The organism is Paracoccus sp. SJTW-4 (genome assembly GCF_047716885.1).
In the GTDB taxonomy this organism is placed as follows: Bacteria; Pseudomonadota; Alphaproteobacteria; order Rhodobacterales; family Rhodobacteraceae; genus Paracoccus; species Paracoccus solventivorans.
The window spans coordinates 2,340,187-2,360,226 of sequence record NZ_CP136681.1 but is presented as its reverse complement, the minus strand read 5'-3'; the positions used below and the strand labels follow the sequence as shown (position 1 = coordinate 2,360,226).

Genomic DNA, 20,040 nt, shown 5'->3' with positions numbered 1-20,040 from the left:
TGGCCGTTGCACCAAACGGATGCTGTGACTTCATCAACGATCCACGCTTGAAAATATGTCCCCGTCTCAACCACAGTTCCTGGACCCAGGTGCTCGCTGGCATGTTGCGGTCAGCCCGCCTCAATATGTCACCGTCACGACCACCGTGTCCGAATAATTGCCGGGCGGCGGAGTGTTCTGGGGCGGCACCCTACCGTGGACCGTGAATGTCTGCGCCGTCCCCGAACCGGCCGCGGTCAGCGCCAGCCCGTCCGCCAATTGGCCCCAGCCAAGGGTCCGGGCGCTGTCGCGATACAGGTGATAGGCAACAAGGTTGCCGGCCGGATCCTGCATATGGCGACTGTTGGCCGAGTTGCCGTGCAGCCCGTAGCCGATCCCGACATTATAGCTCGACCCCGCCGTGCAGGTAACGCGGATCCGGCTGGTTGCATCCACCGCCTGATCCAGCATCCCGGCACTGCCGAAATCCAGATCATCCGCCACCAGTCGGCATTCGGGCATCGATCGGGGTGTTGCTGAGCACGTCGACCTGTCCAAAGACGACATCACTGGCGGTGAAGGTGCAGGCACGGGCCGCTCCGGTGCCCGCCAGCAGCAGCACCACAATGAACAGGTTCAGCCGCAGCAGGGAAAAGGCGGGAAAACGGATCACAGGCACGGGACTCCTCGCATTTCGGTCAGCGATCCGGGCTCGTCCACATAGTCGAAGCCGGCAGTGCAGCTGCGCCCGTTCGGATAGGTGACACGGATTTCGTTGCGGGCCTTCAACCCGGTCGCAAACACCTCGCCGTCAAAGCCGACCAGCAACTCCCCGTCGATTCCGTTCAGGGCGACGCCGCCACCAACCTCCAGCGGCTGGCCATGCGCATCGACCAGCCCGACGATCGCCGCGCGGCCGCTGGCCTCGACGCCAAAGTCGATGGTGGTGCCGGCGCGATGGGCCGGGCGGACGGTCTGGTGCGTCGCGGCCACCACCGCATCCAACGGCAGGTTGGCCGGGTCGATCGAAAGCTTGTTCGCCTCATAGGCGCGCAGATCGGGGACCAGCAGCTTGCCGCCCGGACCAGTCCGCCCGACGGGACGGTTTTCGGCGCTGACCTCGACCCCCGGGGCGCCGGCATCGACCACTACGAAGGAATCGTCGATGCGCCGGGACATGAAGACACCGCCCCCCGCCACGACGATCGCGCCATCCAGCCGCAGACCCATCCCCCGGCCATCCTCGGACAGGCGGCCCGCCAGCTCCACCCGCCCCAGGCTGCTGTCATGCGCCGCCCTTGCCGCAAGGCTGGACTGGTCGTTGCGGTCAGCCTGCAAGCGCCAGTTCCAGCCGGGGATGCGTTGTTCGCTGCGCCCGCTGGCCGAGACATGCTGCCGCCAGCCGCCCCGCCGATGCTCGAAGCTGGTGCTGATGTCGCGCCGCTTGTTCAACGGAATATGCAGCTGCGCCGACAGCACCGCATCATCACGGGTGCCGCGTTGCGCCAGTGCGGTCAGGGTCAGGCTGCTGTCGCCCCAGACCCGTGTGCTGTAGCTGGCGCCAAAGCTGGTCTCATCCCAGTCATCGGCATGGCGCAGATCGCTAAGAAACAGATTTGCGGTGCTGCCCACGCCCACTGGCATCGATAGGGACAGCTGCGCCAGATGCCGGGGAAAATCGGGAAGCAGCGGCTCGGCCAGATCAGGATCGGCAGAGAGCGCCGCGATATCGGTGAAATCGCCTTGGGTCGCCATGATCCGGCCACTCAGCCGCGTGCGGCCAAGGCTCAGCTCGGTCGAAAGATCCATCAGGCTGCCGTTGCGGTCCCGGGTGCGGCTCTGCGCAAAGCTCAGCGTGGCGGTGCCCCTGTGTGCAATGCGGAACGTGGCGCCAAGGCCCGCCATGGCCAGGTTGTCGCCGCCTTCGGCATGGGCCAGCAGCGTGAGCCCGTCGGTCAATCCTGCGCGCAGCGTCGCCGCGGGGGGATGACGAAAAGAGCTATTCGTTTTTTCTCTTCTGGCCCTGGTGACGCCCGCGGTGGCGATGATTGGCGCTCACGAACGGCCGGTATCGCCGTCTGTTGCGGGGGCGATGCTGCCGCGCCGAAAGTCCGCTCCCCGCCCTTTGCTGCCGTTCGCCATCGCCCGATGCCGCCGCGCAGCGTCCCGAAAGCTGCCGTTCGTCCCCAGCGCAGCATTTCCGTAACGCCATCGTACGTGCTTGGACAGCTACCATGAGAAGGTCCGCCCCACGCCGACGCGCGGGGGCGGGGGCATCCGCTAGCTGAACGCGCCCCATCCACCCGCTGTCTCGGGCAGGTCATCTCTGACGACGCGATCGTAGTAATCGCGTTCTTCAAGGCCAAAGTCGATATCGAGCGCATCCTCGACCACACGCGCTTGGGCATGGAGACCATCGGCGAGGCCCTTGGAGGCACGGCAGGCCGAGAGATCGGCGATCCTCTTTGCATACTGCTGGATCTGCTTCATCGTCCGTCCGACCGGTGGCTTGCCAAAGCCAAGATCGAACAGCAGCCCTCGCAGCGCATCGGCATCAAAGTCTTCGGCGAAGCGCGCGTCACCATGCCTGAATGCGAACTCATGTGTCACGCGTCTGTCCATGAACACCGGCACCACATCGTAAAGCGGTGCCAGCAGGACCGTCCGTCCACGATAGAGAAGCGACGTGTTCTTGCCGTGGTTGTCCGTGTTGCCCACGAGCAGGTTGAAGATCGTCTGCGCCAGAAAGTCCCTTCTCGTGAGGGCGGGCACCGTCGTCTGTGCCGCGATGACATCCACAGCGGCGGCTGAGAAGCGGCGATGCGGATCCACGGCGTCGCGCTCGTATTTGAGGCTCGGCGGCAGACCGAGCGCCTGGCAGAAGTCCTCGGCGTGACGGCGCCGAATTGTCCCTGCTCCATCCGCGATCTCAATATCGCGGTCGAAGCGCGTCGACAGGAGCGCGTTGATGTGCATCCCCTCGACGTCGAAGACAAGATCCCGAGTCTCGGCGGCGTCGATCCCGATCTCGGCGGCGATCTGGAGCAGCGCCGTCTCCTGGCGCGTGATGTCGGGATCGAAGTTCGGAGACACTTTCAGAATATGGGTTGTCGGCGCGCGGGAACCGTCCTTCGGCAGCCAGACCGCACCTTCAAACATGAGGCAGGCGATCTTGCCCTGGACGCCCGCGACGGGTGACGGGTTGCGCTCGCCCTCTGGCATACGACGGTGCTGATGCAGCGATAGGACGATCTGATGGAGCCGGGCGTCCGAAAGCCGCTCGTAATCCTCGGGGAACCTTCCCGGCATCTTGCCGGGCCCCGTGCCCTCGGGAGTGACTGAGATCGCACCCGGACAGTCTGCCCCGAGATGCCACAAGAGCGCACCGACGTCGCCACGGTCGAGACCGAAGCCGTCGAGGACCCGTTCGAGCTGCGGTCCCTCGAACAGGAGGTTCGCGAAATAGCCCCTGCAATCGGCATCGCCATATGACTCAGGGGTGATCGGCAGCGACATCGAGAGACGATGCTCGGGACCGATATCGTCGGCATAGACGAACGACAGGCTCTTGTCCTCGGAGCGGGTTAGCAGGCCCACGGGTACGTCCCGCCCTTCCATCCACACATCCATTCTCATGGACGCACCTCGGCGAAGATGTCGATGCCGAGAATACCGCACAGCTTGAGATAGGTATCGAGATGCGAGCGACGGCTCCCGCGCTCGATCTTCGAGAGATTTCCAGGATCGATGCCCGCCATCGACGCCAGTTCGAGCTGCGCGATGCCGAGCCGCTCCCGATGCAATCGGATCATCTCGCCAAGGTCGGATGCGTCGAGGAGCTGCCGACGGCGCGGTATGTCCGGCTCGTCATCATGACTGGGTTTGTGGGTCATGCGCGTCTTCCATCAAAGATTGGCTCTAACGCCAAGAATACAGCATGCGACGCGTCGGAGGCAAGGGAATTGGCCTCAACGCCAAGACAGCGTGCCGCAGCGACGGACTCGGTAGAGAATTGGCGAAAACGCCAAGTAGAGAGGTGAGGCATGCACTCCTGATCACCCGAATTCAGGGCTGGAAGCACCACACCGTCGAAGTTCGGTAAGTGGAAGGCAGATCACCTCGCTTGCAAAGCAGAAGCTCGCGCAGGTTCTTCTGGCGCAGACCGGTGTGTAGACCGAGGCGCAAGCGAAATGGACGGCATAGCGCTGACGCATCATCACCGTCTGATACCGGCGGTACTCGGTCGAGCCGCTGATGATGACATTGCGAACCCAGTCAAGAATCTCGGCCTGCTCGTTGCGCGGCCGCCGGTTGAAGTCTTCCGGCAGGTGCCAGGCCATGCGCGGCACGCCGCATCGCGAGTTCCGGACTGGTGTCCTTCCCCCTGATCTTCGCCATGTTCCGCGACCGGGCTTCCGGCGTCAACCTGTCCACCATCGCTGGACCCTCCTGCGCGTCCTCATTTCCGCGCGAATATTGAGTCAGCGTTGAGTCAAGATTTTCAACGCAAGAAGCCGTTATCTCGGGCGGCTCGTAAGCCTTTGAGTTATTTATTAGATTCTGGTTGCGGGGGTAGGATTTGAACCTACGATCTTCAGGTTATGAGTCGTGTCGAACGAACCATGAACAATCACTCGGAACCGCGAGTTCTTGCGCAGTTTCCGACACTTGCCGATCCAGCAGGAAAGCCACCGTTGCGCATGATCTGTCGGTATTGCGCAGCGTTCTTCGGCCTCGTGCTTCCATAATGCTTCCAACGGGCCGAGTGTTGATTTTCACCCAGAACTGAGCCGGGTAGGCGCATAATTTTCACTGAGAATTGAGCCATGTGAACCTTTCCCCAACGCAGTGAGCGGCGGGGGCAACGGAGTGATCCACATGGGACTTTTGAACATCATCCGACGAATGCATTTGCGGCAGAATCTGTCGATCCGCGAGATTGCGCGGCGCACGGGACTGTCACGGAATACCGTGACGAAGCATCTTGCGGCGGGCACGATCGAGCCGACCTTTGCCACGCCGGAGCGGCCGAGCAAGCTTGACCCCTTCGCCGAGAAGCTGGCCGGCTGGCTGAAGACCGAGGCCGGGAAGTCGCGCAAGCAGCGGCGGACGCTGAAGCAATTGCATGCCGATCTTGAGGCGCTCGGCTTCACCGGCTCTTACGGCCGGGTTGCAGCCTTTGCACGGCAATGGCGGGCAGATCGGCAGCGTGAGCAGCAGACCACGGGGCGCGGAACCTTCGTTCCGCTGTCTTTCCGCCCAGGCGAAGCCTTCCAGTTCGACTGGAGCGAGGACTTTGCCGTTCTGGGCGGCGAGCGCACGAAGCTGCAGATGGCCCATATCAAGCTGGCGCACAGCCGCGCCTTTCTGGTTCGCGCCTATCTCTTGCAGACACACGAGATGCTGTTCGATGCCCATTGGCATGGCTTCCGCGTCTTCGGCGGTGTGCCCGGTCGCGGGATCTACGACAATATGCGGACGGCGGTGGATCGCGTCGGCCGCGGCAAGGAACGGCAGATCAACATCCGCTTCCTCGCGATGGCAAACCATTATGTCTTTGAGCCGGAATTCTGCAATCCGGCGGCAGGGTGGGAGAAGGGGCAGGTCGAGAAGAACGTCCGGGATTCCCGCCACCAGATCTTGCAAGCGATGCCGGACTTTCCCGACCTTGCCGCGCTGAATGTCTGGCTGGAGCAGCGCTGTCAGGACCTGTGGCGCGAGACGGCACACGGCACCTTGCCGGGCTCGATCGCCGATGTCTGGGGCGAGGAGCGGGCGAGCTTGATGCCGTTGCCCACAGCCTTTGATGGCTTCGTCGAGCAGAGCAAGCGCGTCTCGCCCACCTGCCTGATCAGCTTCGAGCGCAATCGCTACAGCGTTCCGGCACCCTTTGCGAACCGGCCTGTCAGCCTGCGGATTTATCCGGACCGGCTGGTCGTGGCGGCCGAGGGCAACATCCTGTGCGAACACCGGCGGATCATCGAGCGCAGCCACCAGCTACCACCGCGAACGATCTATGACTGGCGACATTACCTGGCGGTCGTGCAACGCAAGCCCGGGGCGCTTCGGAATGGCGCGCCCTTCCTGGAATTGCCGCCGGCTTTCCGGCAGTTGCAGGAGCACATGTTACGCAAGCCCGGTGGTGATCGCGAGATGGTCGATGTCCTCGCTCTCGTGCTCCATCACGATGAGCAAGCCGTGCTCACCGCCGTGGAACTGGCCCTGGCCGAGGGCGTGCCCACCAAGACCCATGTCCTGAACCTGCTGCACCGGCTGGTCGACGGCAAGGTGGTGGGGGGACCGCCGCTGGATACGCCACACGCGCTGGCCCTGCGCCGTGAGCCCAAGGCCAATGTCGAGCGCTATGACGGGTTGCGCACCCAAATCGCCGGAGGCCGCCATGCGTCATGATCCCGCCAGCGGCGCCATCGTCATCATGCTTCGCAGCCTGAAGATGCATGGCATGGCGCAGGCTGTCACTGATCTGATCGAGCAAGGCGCCCCGGCCTTTGAAGCCGCCATCCCGATCTTGTCGCAGCTGCTGAAGGCCGAATTGGCTGAGCGTGAAGTCCGTTCCATCGCCTATCACATGAAAGCCGCGCGTTTCCCTGCCTACAAGGATCTGGCGGGCTTCGACTTCTCGGCCAGCGAGGTGAATGAGGCGACGGTGCGCCAGTTGCACCGCTGCGAGTTCATGAGCGGCGCCGAAAATATCGTGCTGATCGGCGGGCCGGGCACCGGCAAGACCCATGTCGCGACCGCACTCGGCATCCAAGCCATCGAGCATCACCGCCGAAAGGTTCGCTTCTTCTCGACCATAGAACTGGTCAACACCCTCGAACAGGAGAAAGCCAGGGGCAAGGCCGGGCAGGTCGCCGAAAGCCTGACCCGCCTCGACCTCGTGATCCTCGACGAACTGGGATACCTGCCCTTCAGCGCCTCCGGCGGTGCATTGCTCTTCCATCTGCTGAGCAAGCTTTACGAACGCACCAGCGTCGTTATCACCACCAATCTCAGCTTCAGCGAATGGGCGACGGTCTTCGGCGATGCCAAGATGACCACCGCGCTGCTCGACCGGCTTACTCATCGCTGCCACATCCTGGAGACCGGAAACGACAGCTTCCGCTTCAAGGCCAGTTCAGCCGCAGCAGCCCAGAAAAAGGAGGGGACGTCACATGCCTTGACCCCAGCTTGACCCTCAATCCATAGTCAGAGGTGGCTCAATTCTCGATGGAAAACCCGGCTCAGTTCTGGGTGAAAATCAACATTCATGGCGTGAAAAGACGTCCGAGGCTTATTCCGACCAATGCTCCCAGCACTCCGAAAGCAATTGCGTGAGCGCTGGCATACTGGATCATGTCCAGTCTGTTCCCGCCCAGTTGGCGGGCGCGGATTATCCCGCGCCAGACGCCCAGAATAGCCCCGAGGAGCGTCAGCATCTGTCCACTCGATGTCCGAAAGGTATCATTTTTGTCTGTCCTGCTCGTTGCGGCCGGTCGGGGCCTTCTGCAACCTCAAGCAGCTAGAGGTTCAAGCCAAATCTGGGGGGATCACAGATTTGTCAGTTGGTCGCGGCAAGGAAGGGAGATGCGGAAATGTTCCGGCCTATCGCAATGGGGCAAAGCTTGCCGGCTACAGGACCTGGTGCGCGCGCGGTTAACGCACCAGACAATGAGCAGCGCAGGACGCGTAGCCTCCGTCAGGAAGTCGCATCCTCGATCGCGTGGTCGGTGATGCACTGGGAGTGATCGCTGAGGACTTCAATGACCCTGCAGTCGGAAATCCTGTCGCCCGCGCATTGCACCACCATGCGCTCCAGCTCTGTCTTGAGTGCGGCAAGTCGGGCAAGGCGGCTTTCGACTTCGGCAAGCTGTGCCCTTGCGATGGCATCCGCTGCGGCGCAGGGTTGATCCGGATTGTCCGACAAGCTGAGCAGATCGCGGATTGCCTCCAGCGAAAATCCCAGGTCGCGTGCGTGACGGATGAAAACCAAACGCTCATGCGCCTTGTGGGTGTAAAGTCTCTGGTTGCCAAGACTGCGCTCGGCCTCCGGCAACAAGCCGATCTGCTCATAATAGCGGATCGTGGGGATCTTCACGCCGGTCGACGATCCGAGCTTTCCGATGGTCAGCATCAAGATTCTCCTTGAACCTATAGTAGCTAGAGCACTTAAAACCCTGATTCGATGATGGCAACCGCCCTGCTTCGGCGGAGGAGAGAATGATGACGAAATCGGATCTGGCTGACGAAACCGTCTGCGACTGGACAGTGTCCGGCATGGATTGCGGATCATGTGCAGGCAAGATCAGAAACGCCGTGACCCGTTTGCCGGGAGTCACCGGGGTCGAGGTGGGCATCATGTCCGAACGTCTTCGCCTGACCCTGGACGAAAACAAGACCGGCCGGGAGCAAGTCGAAAAGACCGTGCGAGCTTTGGGATACGGGATCAAGCCACGCGGGGCCGAGAAGAAGGAGTTCGTCCTTCCTGGTGCGGCATCCGATGGCAATCACGAGGCGGATGATCACGTACGTCCCGCTGGGGTCGAGGCCGCTCATTCCGGGCATGGCAGTCCCGGCCATGTCCATGACGACCCAGCCGATCGCGGCAAGAACTGGTATCAGACCGGCAAGGGCAGACTGGTCATCTTCACCGGTCTGCTGCTGGCTGCGGCTTGGGGCGTGGAGCTGTTCGCGCCTCGCATTGGTGCCTGGGCATTCGTCGCGGCCTGCCTGATCGGCGTTGCCCCGATCGCCCGTCGCGCCTTTGCTGCGGCGCGATCCGGCCAGTTCTTCACCATCGAGGGGCTGATGACAGTCGCTGCCATCGGCGCGCTGTTCATCAATGCAGCGGAAGAGGCTGCACTGGTTGTGTTCTTGTTTGCCGTGGGCGAAGTCCTTGAGGGCGTCGCCGCAAGCAAGGCTCGCAACGGCATCCGCGCACTGGCCGATCTGGTTCCAAAAACAGCGCTGCTGGAGGAAAACGGCACGACACGCGAAGTCGCCGCCGCCAGTCTTCAGGTGGGCCAGACCGTTCTGATCCGGCCGGGCGATCGGATCCCGGCCGACGGAGACATCATCGAAGGCATATCCGGTGTCGATGAAAGCCCGGTAACAGGGGAAAGCGTGCCCGCCACACGCGGTCCGGGGGAGAGGGTCTTTGCGGGCTCGATCAACACCGAGGCTGTGCTGCGCGTCACCGTGACCAAGGCCGCCCAGGACAACACCATTTCCCGCATCATCCGTCTTGTCGAAGAAGCCGAGGAGGCGCGTGCGCCAACTGAACGCTTCATCGACCGCTTCAGCCGCTGGTATATGCCCGCCATCGTTGCGGTCGCGGTCCTTGTGGTCGTGGTGCCCCCGCTGGTCTTGGGCCAGTCCTGGGACACCTGGATCTATCGCGGGCTGGCGCTGCTGCTGATTGGCTGTCCCTGCGCGTTGGTAATCTCGGTTCCTGCCTCCATCGCATCGGCGCTCTCTACCGGCGCCCGGCGAGGTTTGCTGATGAAGGGGGGCGCTGTGATCGAGGCCGCCGCCAAGGTCTCGAAGGTCGCATTCGACAAGACCGGCACCCTGACCCATGGCCGCCCGCAAGTCACCGATCTGGTTCCGTTCGGCCACACGACCGAGGCGCAGCTGCTTGAGGTTGCGGCAGGGGTCGAAAGCGGATCCAGCCATCCGCTTGCCGTGGCTATCTTGAACAGGGCCGAAACGGCCGGCGTCCCGGCCCTTCCAGCCCGCGATGCACGCGCACTGGCAGGACGGGGGGTCGTCGCAACAGTGGGGGATGCGCCGGCTTGGGTGACCTCGCCCCGACATGCCTCCGAGAATGGCGGGTTGGATGGACTCGGTCTGCGACAAGCGACCATCTTCGAGGAGCAGGGAAAGACTGCCGTGGCCGTTTATCGCGAAGGCATCCCGCTTGGCCTTATTGCCATGCGCGACGAACCCCGGGCCGACGCTGCAGAAGCGGTGCGCCAGTTGTCGGCCATGGGCATCACATCGACCATTCTGACAGGGGATAACCCCCGCACCGCCGCGGCTATTGCCGAAGGTCTGGGCATGCAGTTCCAGGCCGACATGATGCCCGAGGACAAGCTCAGCGCCATTCGCGAAATGAACGAACAGGGCGGCGTGATGATGATCGGTGACGGCATCAATGATGCTCCTGCCCTCAAACAGGCCAGCATTGGCGTAGCCATGGGCTCGGGCACCGACGTGGCGCTGGAGACCGCCGACGCGGCCATTCTGCGCGACCGGGTGACTGACATTCCCGCACAGATCCGGCTTGCCCGCGCGGCCATGGCCAACATTCGGCAAAACGTGACCATCGCGCTTGGTTTGAAGGCGGTCTTTCTTGTGACAACAGTGCTGGGGATTACCGGCCTTTGGATTGCCATCCTTGCCGATACCGGGGCTACAGTGCTTGTCACGCTGAACGCGCTCCGCCTGCTGGGCTTCAATCCCGAGCGTGAGGGCTGAGGCCATGCTGTCAGGGTTTGGCTGGTCCGTACTGGCGCTGTTGGCGGGCTATCTGCTGCTCTTTTTCTGGGGCAGCGCCATGGCGGCTCAGGCAGCGCGGACGTCGATCTGGCTGTTTGGCCAAGCCAGGGGACGCGATCGCTGGGCAGCGTTTGGCTTTCGGGCGGCCTTTGTTCTGGGCTTTTTTGGCCCGCTGCTCTGGCTGGCTTGGCCCGGCCCTGCACAAGATTGACCCTTTTTGGACCGGGGGTGAGGCGGTGGCGATTGGCCTGCTCGGCGTCTTTATCGCCGGCACCGGCGCAATGCTCGCCTTCGCCGCGCAGATGTCGATGGGCAGCTCGTGGCGTGTGGGTGTCGCCGAGGGTGCAACGGGCACGCTTGTGTCAGGCGGGCTTTATCGTTTCAGCCGCAACCCCACCTTTGTGGGTCAGTTCATGCTGCTTGCGGGAGTGGGTCTTGCCATTCCTGCAGTTCCCACGTTTCTCGCTTCGATGCTCTTCCTTTGGTCGGCTGCCACACAGGTTCAATCCGAGGAAACCGCGTTGCAGCAGGCGTTGGGAAGAGACTATGACCATTATCTCAAGACTGTGCCGCGCTGGATCGGCTTTCACCGGAGAAACGAAACATGAAGGCGACCCCGATCATTCTCCTGATTGGTGCCACCGTGTTGGCAGATCAGGCCACCAAGACGGTGGCACTGTTGCTGCTTTCTCCAGGAGAGATCCTGCCTGTTGTTCCTGGGTTTAATGTGACGCTTGGCTTCAACGAAGGAGCCAGTTTTGGCATGATGTCGGGTGCCATGGCGGGACGGCCGCTGCTGATGGCAGCACTGACGGGCGGGCTCGCCTTGATGTTCGCGATTATGGCGTTTCGTGCGGAAAGCCTTCGTGAGCGGACAGGTCTTGCGCTGATCGTGGGCGGTGCGCTCGGCAACATCATCGATCGACTGCGGCAGGGTGCGGTCACCGATTTCCTCGATCTCTACTGGCGGAATTGGCACTGGCCCACGTTCAACGGCGCCGATATCGCAATCACGCTCGGGGCCTTGCTGGTCTTCACCGTATGGCTTCGCCCATCGAAATCCAAGGAACCTGCGTTTTAACCAGAGCAAGACTATGAAGCTGGACAGGCCGAGTTGGACGCCAGTCTACACCTGATCGGCGTAAGCCTCGAACAAAGCCAATGTCCGTTGACTGACGTGATGCTCGATGCCTTCGGCGTCCCGTTCAGCCGTCTCGGCATCAAGGCCGAGGCGGATCAAGAAGCGCAGCACAATCTCGTGCCGGCGGCGGCATTCATCGGCCAGGGCACGCCCCTTTTCCGTCAGAAAGACCGAGCGGTATCGTTCGCGGGTGATTAGTCCCTCCCTGGCCAACCGCTCCAAGGCCTTGGTCACCGTTGGCGCGCGCACACCCAAGCGCGCGGCAATGGCGACAGGCCGGGCCTCTCCGTGCTCGTGGATGAGCTCGGCAATAAGTTCGACGTAATCTTCCGCCAGTTCGTTGCGCCGTGCGCTGCGCACTTCCTGAAAGGCCTCGGCGCGACTGTCGGCGGGACGGGGTTCATCAGTGGCTGCAGTTGAAGAGCTATCACATGTCATTGGGGGAACTGTTGCACATCGTAGATTGACAGGCAAAGACAAAGGGTAAATTCTTAGCCGAGACTAACTTTTTGAGTGTTCTGGAAAGTTGCAGCCCATGTCATCAAAAGCCTGGCGCCAAGAGCGCGACACTCCTTCCCTTTCCGAGGTTTTCCGCACCATAGCTGTAGGTGGTGGAGTGACGCCCTTCCGCCGCTTTCTGTCCTTTGTCGGTCCTGGTTATCTGGTCGCCGTCGGATACATGGATCCGGGTAATTGGGCGACCTCGTTGGCAGGAGGAGCGGCCTTCGGTTACACGCTGCTGTTCGTGGCGCTGTTGTCCAACATCATGGCCATACTCCTGCAGTCGCTGTGCGCACGCGTTGCAGTGGCCTCAGGGCGGGATTTGGCGCAAGCCTGTCGAGACGCCTATCCCAGGTGGGTATCCATTCCCCTGTGGATCTTTGCCGAACTGGCGATCATTGCAACCGATCTGGCCGAGGTGATCGGCACCGCCATTGGCCTGAACCTGCTGTTCGGCATCCCGCTTGAGATGGGGTCTGATGCCGGAGGGGGCAGAATCCTACGCTAAGCCCTTTTCGGCCACCTGTATTCGCCAGTGAGGAGGATATGGGCCCAACCGAGTGGCGAGGTGTGCGCCAGAAGGTTTGGTGAGCATCTCAGGCCTTCGCGTCGGCGGCCAGCGACGGCCTGGCCGAGATGTTTGGTGTTCCAGTAGATGACGATCGCGGCGAGGAGGTTCAGCCCGGCTATGCGGAAGTGCTGGCCTTCGGAGGTGCGATCACGGATTTCACCTTGGCGGCCGATGCGGAGTGCGTTCTTCAAGGCGTGGTGAGCCTCACCGTTGTTGAGGCCGATCTGGGCGCGGCGTTGCATGTCGGCATCGAGTAACCAGTCGATGATGAAGAGCGTCCGTTCGACCCGTCCTATTTCCCGCAAGGTCACCGCCAGCTCGTGCTGTCTGGGATAGGATGCGAACTTCCGCAGCAGCTGGCTGGGCGGCATGGCCCCTGACGCCATGGTCGCCACGCTGCGCAGTATATCCGGCCAGTTTGCCACAATGAGACGTTCCTTGATCTTGCCCCCGATCAGCCCCTTCAGCTCTTTCGGGCAGGAGGCCGGATCGAAGAGGTAGAGGCGCTTTGATGGCAGGTCGCGGATGCGGGGAATGAACTGGAACCCCAGCAGCGCGGTCACCGCGAAGACGTGGTCGGTGAAGCCGCCGGTATCGGCATACTGCTCGCGGATTTTCTGACCGGCGTCGGTCAGAAGCAAGCCATCGAGGATGTAGGGCGCTTCGTTCACGGTGGCCGGGATGGTCTGTGTGGCGAAGGGTCCGAACTGGTCGGAGACGTGGGTATAGGCCTTCAGCCCGGGTTCATGGCCGTACTTGGCGTTGATCAGGTTCATCGCCTCGCCCTGACGCGTTGTCGGGAAGAACTGGCCGTCGCTCGAAGCGCTCTGCCCGCCGCCCCAGAACCGCGCCATCGGCAACCTCGACTGCCCTTCGATCACCGTGGCCAGGGCGCGCGCCATTGCTTCGCTTTCGACGTGCCATCGCGACAGGCGTGAGAGTTGGAAAAAGTCGTGCGTGTTCGTGGCCCCGGCCATCTTGCTGAGGCCGAGATTCAGCCCCTCGGAAAGCAACACGTTCAGCAGGCCGATCCTGTCCTTGCAGGGCACGCCGGTGCGCAGATGGGTAAAGGCCTCGGTGAAGCCAATCTCATCGTCCACCTCCAACAGAAGATCGGTGACCCTGACTTCCGGCAGGCGGCGATAGAGATCGAGAACCAGCGCATCGGCTTCCTCGGGAACCGCGGCGGTCAGCCGGTCGATTTTCAAGGTGCCGTCCTCGATAGAGCCACCGGGGATTGCCCCGGCCTTTGCCGAACGCGCCAGGCGATGCGCGGCGTCAGCCATTCTGGCTTTGCGGTCGGCCAGCCAGGTTTCCGGCTCGAACGGCATGGCCAGCCTCGGGGTGACGCGGGCAATCTCTACCGGGACCAGCGCTTCCTTCAGATCGCCATACCTGCGCGAATGCGCCAGCCAGATGTCACCGGATCGGAAGGCCTCGCGCAGATGGAACAGGACCGCAACCTCCCAGTGTCTGCTTGCCTCATCAGCCTCCGCATCCAGATGCCGCAACCATTTTGAGCCCCGGCGAAGGAATGTCAGTGGCAGGACCGCCGCCATCTTCGTGCCCGCGATGATCGCGCTCGCCGCCAGCAGCGGTTCTGTCACGGGCGCGGCGCAAATGTCTAATGCCCGCAGCATGCGCGGTGCGTAACGCCGGAAGCGATGATATCCGTGAACGACATGCACCAGCGGATCGGCGGCAAACGTGTCGGTCAGTTGCTCGGCCGTGGCGACAAGCCCTTTGAGGGATATCCAGCCACCGGCATTGCCGACGGCCTCTTCGAGGGAGGCCCGATCCTCATGCGCTTCCAGGAGTGCCGCTCCCAATGTCTTGAAGGACTGCAGGGTGTCCTTCAGCGCCAATTTGGCATCGTCCATCCGGGCGTCACATCGCGATTTCGCCTCGCGCCAGGTCTTGCCGACGATCCGGTCATGGGTCTCGACCACGGCGTCAGCAATGGCGCCGCGCCATTCCAGAGCACAAACCGCAAGGATGGCGAGACGGCGGTCACCCGAGATATCCCGCAGATCGCCCGCGAAGTATCGCTCTCCCTGCCGGCGAAGGCGGGCAACGCGGTGTGGCTGTACATTCGCCAGAATGCCCCGGTCCAGCGCCAAAGCCTGCAGGAACTCGAGCCGATCGAGCAGGCGGTTCATATCAGCCGAGTTCCGCCCGATCTCAAACTGACGCAACCAGACGAAGCGCGTGACCGAGCCACCCGCATCTTCGGTCAGAAGGGCATCGAGCCGCGTTCGCATGTCATCGTCCAACTGACCGGCGACCCTGGCATCGACCCGCCGTTCAGCCGCGACAAGCGCATCCGCGCAAAGCCGCTCGATGACCGTGATTCCGGGCAGGATGGTCTGAGCCGCCCGGCACTGCTCGACGAAGCGCCGTGCCAGATCCTCGTTCGACCGGGCAGTTTCGGCCGCGCCTTCAAGCCAGGCCTTCAGGTCCCGGGCGCCCCGCCCGGTGAACATCTTGTAACCGTAGATGGCGCGCAAGGCGGCCAGGTGCTCATGCCGGGTCTCCTCGCGGGCGGCGTAGCCGGCCAATTCGTCGGGCCTTATCCCAAGCTGCGCTGCCAGAAAGCGTGTGACTGCTAACGGAATGACCTCGCCCGGCGCCAGCAACCGCCCGGGATATCGCAGCGCGCATAGTTGCAACGCAAAACCGAAGCGATTGTGGGAACGGCGACGGGCATGGATGAGCTCCAGATCGTCGTCTGCCAGCGTGTAGTGGCGCAGCATCGACGCTTCATCGGTCGGCAGATCGAACAATGCCGCCCGTTGGCGGTCGGTCAGAATGCTGCGTCTTGGCATGGCGATCTTTCAGGAAATCGTGATGGACGACCGTCCGTAAGGGGATCGGTCTGCGGACGGCGCCGACCGCATTGGCCTCCTCTTGTCATGGCAAGGTAAAGCCTGTCTCAGATAGCCGGTACGATGATCGTCTCAATCATGGGAGGCTTTGCGGACGAAATGACCGGTACATTCATCGGCTATGCCCGCTGCTCGACCGACAAGCAGGACCTCGCCGCCCAAAGGGCCGCGCTCGAAGCCTTGGGCGTCGCCGCCGACCGCGTCTATGTCGACCACGGCTTGTCGGGGAAGACGCGGGCTCGCCCCGGTCTCGACCAAGCGCTGGCGGCGGTCCGCGCCGGCGACACCCTGGTCGTGCCCAAACTGGATCGTCTCGCGCGCTCGGTCCCTGACGCCCGCGCTATCGCCGACCAGCTCCTCGCGCGCGGCGTGAAGCTGCAGCTCGGAGCCAGCGTTCACGATCCGCATGATCCCATGGGTCGCATGTTCTTCAACATCCTGGCCACATTTGCCGAGTTCGAGGCCGACCTCATCCGGCTCAGAACCCGCGAGGGCATGGCAGTGGCCAGAGCCAAAGGCCGGTTGAGGGGCAAGCAGCCCATGCTCTCGGAGCGCCAGCAGAGGGAGCTACGCCGGATGCACGACACAGGAGACTACAGCATCAGCGACTTGGCTGAACTGTTCTCAGTGTCCCGCCCTACCGTCTACCGCACCCTCAAGCGCCAGCAGACCGCCATCTAGCCCTGCCAGAATCCAGCCGTTCAGCGATGCCAGTCACAGGCAAACTGCGTTTGGTTCACTCTGCCGAAAACAACTCCTTTCGGGTCTCAATCCGTGGTGAACCTTCCGCTCATCGCGTGGCAAAGCGCACCGGAGCCTAGCCATTCCCAACATTATCGGCATGATCCTGCTCGATTGAAACCAAGTGGTTGGTACGTGGATATTGAAAGCTTCATCGGGCGCTGGAAGGCGTCGGGCGGCAGTGAGCGGGCCAACTTCCAGCAGTTCGCCATCGAACTGACGCAGCTCTTGGACGTTCCAGCCCCCAAGGCGGAAGTCGTCATGCGCCCTTGAGCCGTCGCGGTACTGGAACGGGAACCAGTAGCCGGAGAGGCGATAATACCCGATAAAGCGGAGGTAGTGCTCAGCCCTTGCCGGATCGGCGATGATCATGCCGCGTTGCTGCAGCAGGGCAAGTTGCGCGGCGAGGTTCAGAGCCGGCTTCTGAAAGGGAACGCTTGGCAATAAAAAAACCCGCCTGTTGCGCATCGTGGAGAGGCGTGGCGGGTCTGTTGTCCCTCATATGCCCTCAGACGTGCGGAATGTCAATAGGAACCGCAGCCAAGCGGTAGAGGAACCGCAGCCAAGCGGTAGCTGCCATTGTTTAGGGGCGTCCTGCAAGCAACGGAAGAGCCTTGAGCCTTGTGCATCCCTAACAATTCGTCTATTCCAGACATATGGAATCATCGCACGCCATCGCCGCCCTGTCTGCCCTGGCCCAGCCGACCCGGCTGGAGTGCTTTCGGCTGCTCGTGCGTCACGAACCCGAGGGCCTGCCCGCCGGAGAATTGGCCCGCGCGCTGGATGTGCCGGCCAACACCCTGTCTGCCCACCTCACGATCCTTTCCCACGCGGGCCTCGTCGCAGGCGAACGGGAAGGCCGCTCCATCGTCTACCGCGCCAACCTGGAGCGCATGCGCGCGCTCACGATCTTCCTGCTCAAGGATTGCTGCGGGGGACGCGCCGAGTTGTGCGCGCCGCTTGTGGCCGAACTTGCGCCCTGCTGCTGATTTCCCGGAGATCTTCATGACGGACCACATGGCCGACGCATCCGCCCCCGCAGGGGGGCTCGGCACCTTCGAGCGCTGGCTGTCGCTCTGGGTCGCGGGTGCCATTGTGGCGGGGATCGTGCTGGGCAACCTCGCGCCCGGCCTGTTCGCGGGCCTTGCCCGGATGGAGGTCGCTTCCGTCAACCTGCCCGTCGCCGTGCTGATCTGGGCCATGGTCTACCCGATGATGGTAGGCGTCGATTTCGGCTCGATCCGCCGGGTGGGCGAGGAGCCAAAGGGGCTGGTCATCACCCTGGTGGTGAATTGGCTCATCAAGCCCTTCACCATGGCCGCCTTGGGCGTGCTGTTCTTCGAGTATATCTTCGCCGGCCTCATCCCGCCCGATGACGCGCAGGCCTATCTCGCCGGGGTGATCCTGCTCGGCGCCGCGCCCTGCACCGCCATGGTCTTCGTCTGGTCGAACCTCACCCGGGGCGATCCGACCTACACCCTCGTGCAGGTGAGCGTGAACGATCTCATCATGGTCGTGGCCTTCGCCCCTATCGTGGCGCTGCTTCTGGGCGTCACCGACATCGTGGTTCCATGGGACACCCTGCTGCTGTCCGTGCTGCTCTACATCGTCGTGCCGCTCGCGGCCGGCATCCTCACCCGCAACCGCCTCGTGGCCCATGGCGGGGAGGCGGCAGTCGAAGCCTTCCGTGACCGCATCAAGCCCCTCACCATGGCGGCGCTTCTGATCACCGTGGTGCTGCTTTTTGGCTTCCAAGGCGAGAAGATCCTCGAAAACCCTCTGGTGATCGTGCTCATCGCTGTGCCCCTGCTGATTCAGAGCTACGGCATTTTTGCCATCGCCTATGGCGCGGCGCGGGCGCTGCGGGTGCCGTTCGACATTGCCGCGCCCTGCGCGATGATCGGCACCTCGAATTTCTTCGAACTGGCGGTCGCGGTGGCGATCAGCCTCTTCGGCCTGAACTCGGGGGCAGCGCTCGCCACTGTCGTGGGCGTCCTCGTCGAGGTGCCGGTGATGCTTTCGCTCGTGGCCTTCGCCAACCGCACCCGCCACTGGTTCCCCGAAAGGACGCGCCGGCCATGACCGTCACCATCTGGCACAACCCCGCCTGCGGCACCTCGCGCAACACCCTAGCCATGATCCGGGCCAGCGGTGAGGAGCCAGTCGTCATCGAGTATCTGAAAGCCCCCCCAAGCCGCGAGCGCCTCAAGGAACTGATCAAGGCCATGGGCATCACTTCCCGCGAACTGCTGCGCGAGAAGGGCACCCCTTACGCCGAACTGGGCCTGAGCGACCCGTCGCTCACGGATGACCAGCTCCTCGACGCCATGCTGGCGCATCCCATCCTCATCAACCGCCCCATCGTGGAGACGCCCAAGGGCACACGGCTCTGCCGGCCGTCCGAAGCGGTCCTCGATCTTCTCGACCATCCCGTGGCGGAGTTCACCAAGGAGGACGGCGAGGCGGTTCGCCGGGTGGGCGGACGCGATGCTTGAGAGGACCGGGCTTCCTGACCTTGCTACCGACGCCTTTGAGCGGCCGGACCCCGCTCGGCTGGCGGCGTCGATGCCCACGCACCCGCCGCGCATCCTGCTGCTCTATGGCTCGTTGCGCGAGCGTTCCTACTCGCGCCTCCTGACCTTCGAGGGGCAGCGCCTTCTCGACGCCATGGGCGCGGAAACGCGGGTTTACCATGCCAACGGCCTGCCCCTGCCCGACGACGCCGAGGCCTCCCACCCCAAGGTCGCGGAACTGCGTGAGGCGATGCTGTGGTCCGAGGGCCAGGTCTGGACAAGCCCCGAGCGGCACGGAGCCATGAGCGCGGTCATGAAGGCGCAGATAGACTGGATTCCGCTTCCCGGAGGCGCGATCCGGCCCACGCAGGGACGCGCGCTCGCCCTCATGCAGGTGTCGGGTGGCTCGCAGTCCTTCAATGCCCTGAACCAGATGCGCGTGCTCGGGCGCTGGATGCGGATGGTCACGATCCCCAACCAGTCCTCGGTCGCGAAGGCGTGGCAGGAGTTCGACGAGGCGGACCGCATGAAGCCTTCCGCCTTCTACGACCGCGTGGTGGACGTCATGGAGGAATTATTGAAGTTCACCCTTCTGACGCGGGGCGCCTCAGACTACCTCACCAGCCGCTACAGCGAGCGGAAGGAAGAAGCCGCCAAGCTGGAAGCGCTGAAGAGCATCTGAGCTGCTACAGGTCGCTCCCTTTCCCAAGCACGTGGACAGCAGTCATGCGTTCGCCCCGCCCGAGAGAGGATCCGGCGTCACGTCGAGTTCTGTCTGCCCATGGCACCGCTCGGCCAAGGTCTCGATCACCCGGCAATCCGAAATGGTCCCGCTGGCACATTGGGCGAGCATACGCTCCAACTCGCCCTTCAAGGCTTGCAGCCGGGCGATCCGCGCGCGGGTTTCAGACAGCTGCACGCGGGCAATGTCATCGACGGCAGCGCAGGACTGGTCGGGGTTGTCCGATAGGCTGAGCAGGTCGCGGATCGCCTCAAGCGGAAAGCCCAATTCACGCGAGTGGCGGATGAATGCCAGCCGATCCAGCGCGGCCCGGGGGTAGAGGCGCTGGTTACCAGCGCTGCGCTCCGGCGCGGGCAGCAGGCCGATTTGCTCGTAATAGCGGATTGTCGGGATCTTCACCCCGGCGGCCTGCCCCAGTTTTCCGATGGTCAGCATTACAAGCCTCCTAAAGCTATAGTTGCTGGAGA

Annotated in this window: 23 protein-coding genes; 13 read left to right on the top strand and 10 right to left on the bottom strand. The window is 63.0% G+C overall.

Annotation, left to right across the window (positions count from 1 at the left end; all coding sequences use genetic code 11):
- Positions 1–120 precede the first annotated feature (120 nt).
- The 6 genes from RSP45_RS11570 to RSP45_RS11545 form a co-directional block, all read right to left on the bottom strand.
- Positions 121–483 carry a spore coat U domain-containing protein gene (locus RSP45_RS11570; RefSeq protein WP_415392015.1) on the bottom strand — a complete coding sequence of 121 codons (363 nt, stop codon included), beginning with the start codon at positions 481–483 and terminating at the stop codon, positions 121–123.
- Complete coding sequence (locus RSP45_RS11565) at positions 473–652, bottom strand: hypothetical protein (protein ID WP_415392014.1); 180 nt, start codon at positions 650–652, stop codon at positions 473–475. Before RSP45_RS11565 ends, RSP45_RS11570 begins: the two co-directional genes overlap by 11 nt.
- Complete coding sequence (locus RSP45_RS11560; RefSeq protein ID WP_415392013.1) at positions 649–1,938, bottom strand: fimbria/pilus outer membrane usher protein; 1,290 nt, start codon at positions 1,936–1,938, stop codon at positions 649–651. The genes RSP45_RS11565 and RSP45_RS11560 overlap by 4 nt, the downstream gene beginning before the upstream one ends.
- Before the next feature lie 321 nt (positions 1,939–2,259).
- Positions 2,260–3,597 (bottom strand): HipA domain-containing protein, encoded by a 1,338-nt coding sequence (locus tag RSP45_RS11555; RefSeq protein WP_415392012.1) that lies wholly within the window; start codon positions 3,595–3,597, stop codon positions 2,260–2,262.
- A 14-nt stretch (positions 3,598–3,611) separates the two neighbouring features.
- Positions 3,612–3,872 carry a helix-turn-helix domain-containing protein gene (locus RSP45_RS11550; protein ID WP_415392011.1) on the bottom strand — a complete coding sequence of 87 codons (261 nt, stop codon included), beginning with the start codon at positions 3,870–3,872 and terminating at the stop codon, positions 3,612–3,614.
- Positions 3,873–4,034: 162 nt separating this feature from the next.
- Positions 4,035–4,319, bottom strand: a complete 285-nt coding sequence (locus RSP45_RS11545; RefSeq protein ID WP_415392010.1) for a hypothetical protein — start codon at positions 4,317–4,319, stop codon at positions 4,035–4,037.
- A gap of 538 nt (positions 4,320–4,857) precedes the next feature.
- Here RSP45_RS11545 and istA point away from each other — a divergent pair.
- Together istA and istB are read left to right on the top strand one after the other, a co-directional pair.
- The gene (istA, locus tag RSP45_RS11540) at positions 4,858–6,390 is read left to right on the top strand and encodes an IS21 family transposase (RefSeq protein WP_083539302.1); all 1,533 of its coding nucleotides are present in this window, start codon (positions 4,858–4,860) and stop codon (positions 6,388–6,390) included.
- Complete coding sequence (istB, locus tag RSP45_RS11535; protein ID WP_072464014.1) at positions 6,380–7,174, top strand: IS21-like element helper ATPase IstB; 795 nt, start codon at positions 6,380–6,382, stop codon at positions 7,172–7,174. Before istA ends, istB begins: the two co-directional genes overlap by 11 nt.
- A 504-nt stretch (positions 7,175–7,678) precedes the next feature.
- On the opposite strand, the gene RSP45_RS11530 is transcribed toward istB, so the two are convergent.
- Entirely contained in the window at positions 7,679–8,113 is a 435-nt protein-coding gene (locus tag RSP45_RS11530; RefSeq protein WP_036743563.1) for a MerR family transcriptional regulator, read from the bottom strand.
- A gap of 86 nt (positions 8,114–8,199) precedes the next feature.
- Here RSP45_RS11530 and RSP45_RS11525 point away from each other — a divergent pair, with 86 nt between their 5' ends.
- From RSP45_RS11525 to lspA, 4 genes are read left to right on the top strand one after another with little or no spacing between them, the layout of a single operon-like run.
- Positions 8,200–10,458, top strand: coding sequence for a heavy metal translocating P-type ATPase (locus RSP45_RS11525; RefSeq protein WP_052081729.1), 2,259 nt, complete (start codon positions 8,200–8,202; stop codon positions 10,456–10,458).
- 4 nt (positions 10,459–10,462) lie between these two features.
- Positions 10,463–10,690 carry a hypothetical protein gene (locus tag RSP45_RS11520; protein ID WP_289895917.1) on the top strand — a complete coding sequence of 76 codons (228 nt, stop codon included), beginning with the start codon at positions 10,463–10,465 and terminating at the stop codon, positions 10,688–10,690.
- A 25-nt stretch (positions 10,691–10,715) separates the two neighbouring features.
- On the top strand, positions 10,716–11,087 hold the full coding sequence (locus RSP45_RS11515; protein ID WP_289895916.1) for a methyltransferase family protein: 372 nt from the start codon (positions 10,716–10,718) through the stop codon (positions 11,085–11,087).
- Complete coding sequence (lspA, locus tag RSP45_RS11510) at positions 11,084–11,560, top strand: signal peptidase II (RefSeq protein WP_052081730.1); 477 nt, start codon at positions 11,084–11,086, stop codon at positions 11,558–11,560. The genes RSP45_RS11515 and lspA overlap by 4 nt, the downstream gene beginning before the upstream one ends.
- Positions 11,561–11,605: 45 nt before the next feature.
- Here the strand turns inward: lspA and mntR are convergent, their stop codons facing one another.
- A complete protein-coding gene (mntR, locus tag RSP45_RS11505) occupies positions 11,606–12,058 on the bottom strand; it encodes a manganese-binding transcriptional regulator MntR (protein ID WP_289895915.1) in 453 nt (150 codons plus the stop codon).
- A 97-nt stretch (positions 12,059–12,155) separates the two neighbouring features.
- Here mntR and RSP45_RS11500 point away from each other — a divergent pair, with 97 nt between their 5' ends.
- A complete protein-coding gene (locus RSP45_RS11500; RefSeq protein ID WP_415392009.1) occupies positions 12,156–12,629 on the top strand; it encodes an Nramp family divalent metal transporter in 474 nt (157 codons plus the stop codon).
- On the opposite strand, the gene RSP45_RS11495 is transcribed toward RSP45_RS11500, so the two are convergent.
- Positions 12,626–15,517, bottom strand: coding sequence for a Tn3 family transposase (locus RSP45_RS11495; RefSeq protein ID WP_415392008.1), 2,892 nt, complete (start codon positions 15,515–15,517; stop codon positions 12,626–12,628). The two genes, RSP45_RS11500 and RSP45_RS11495, sit on opposite strands and share 4 nt — an antisense overlap.
- Positions 15,518–15,676: 159 nt before the next feature.
- Between RSP45_RS11495 and RSP45_RS11490 the strand changes: the two genes are divergently transcribed.
- The 6 genes from RSP45_RS11490 to arsH all read left to right on the top strand — a co-directional run bounded on the left by RSP45_RS11490 (position 15,677) and on the right by arsH (position 19,513).
- Positions 15,677–16,258 carry a recombinase family protein gene (locus RSP45_RS11490; protein WP_415394056.1) on the top strand — a complete coding sequence of 194 codons (582 nt, stop codon included), beginning with the start codon at positions 15,677–15,679 and terminating at the stop codon, positions 16,256–16,258.
- A 96-nt stretch (positions 16,259–16,354) separates the two neighbouring features.
- Positions 16,355–16,591 (top strand): hypothetical protein, encoded by a 237-nt coding sequence (locus RSP45_RS11485; RefSeq protein WP_415392007.1) that lies wholly within the window; start codon positions 16,355–16,357, stop codon positions 16,589–16,591.
- Between the two features lie 383 nt (positions 16,592–16,974).
- Entirely contained in the window at positions 16,975–17,307 is a 333-nt protein-coding gene (locus RSP45_RS11480) for an ArsR/SmtB family transcription factor (protein ID WP_415392006.1), read from the top strand.
- Between the two features lie 16 nt (positions 17,308–17,323).
- Entirely contained in the window at positions 17,324–18,400 is a 1,077-nt protein-coding gene (gene arsB, locus RSP45_RS11475) for an ACR3 family arsenite efflux transporter (protein ID WP_415392005.1), read from the top strand.
- Complete coding sequence (gene arsC / locus RSP45_RS11470) at positions 18,397–18,813, top strand: arsenate reductase (glutaredoxin) (protein ID WP_415392004.1); 417 nt, start codon at positions 18,397–18,399, stop codon at positions 18,811–18,813. The genes arsB and arsC overlap by 4 nt, the downstream gene beginning before the upstream one ends.
- Complete coding sequence (gene arsH / locus RSP45_RS11465) at positions 18,806–19,513, top strand: arsenical resistance protein ArsH (protein ID WP_415392003.1); 708 nt, start codon at positions 18,806–18,808, stop codon at positions 19,511–19,513. Before arsC ends, arsH begins: the two co-directional genes overlap by 8 nt.
- Positions 19,514–19,555: 42 nt before the next feature.
- Here the strand turns inward: arsH and RSP45_RS11460 are convergent, their stop codons facing one another.
- Entirely contained in the window at positions 19,556–20,008 is a 453-nt protein-coding gene (locus RSP45_RS11460) for a MerR family transcriptional regulator (protein ID WP_073068602.1), read from the bottom strand.
- Positions 20,009–20,040 lie beyond the last annotated feature (32 nt).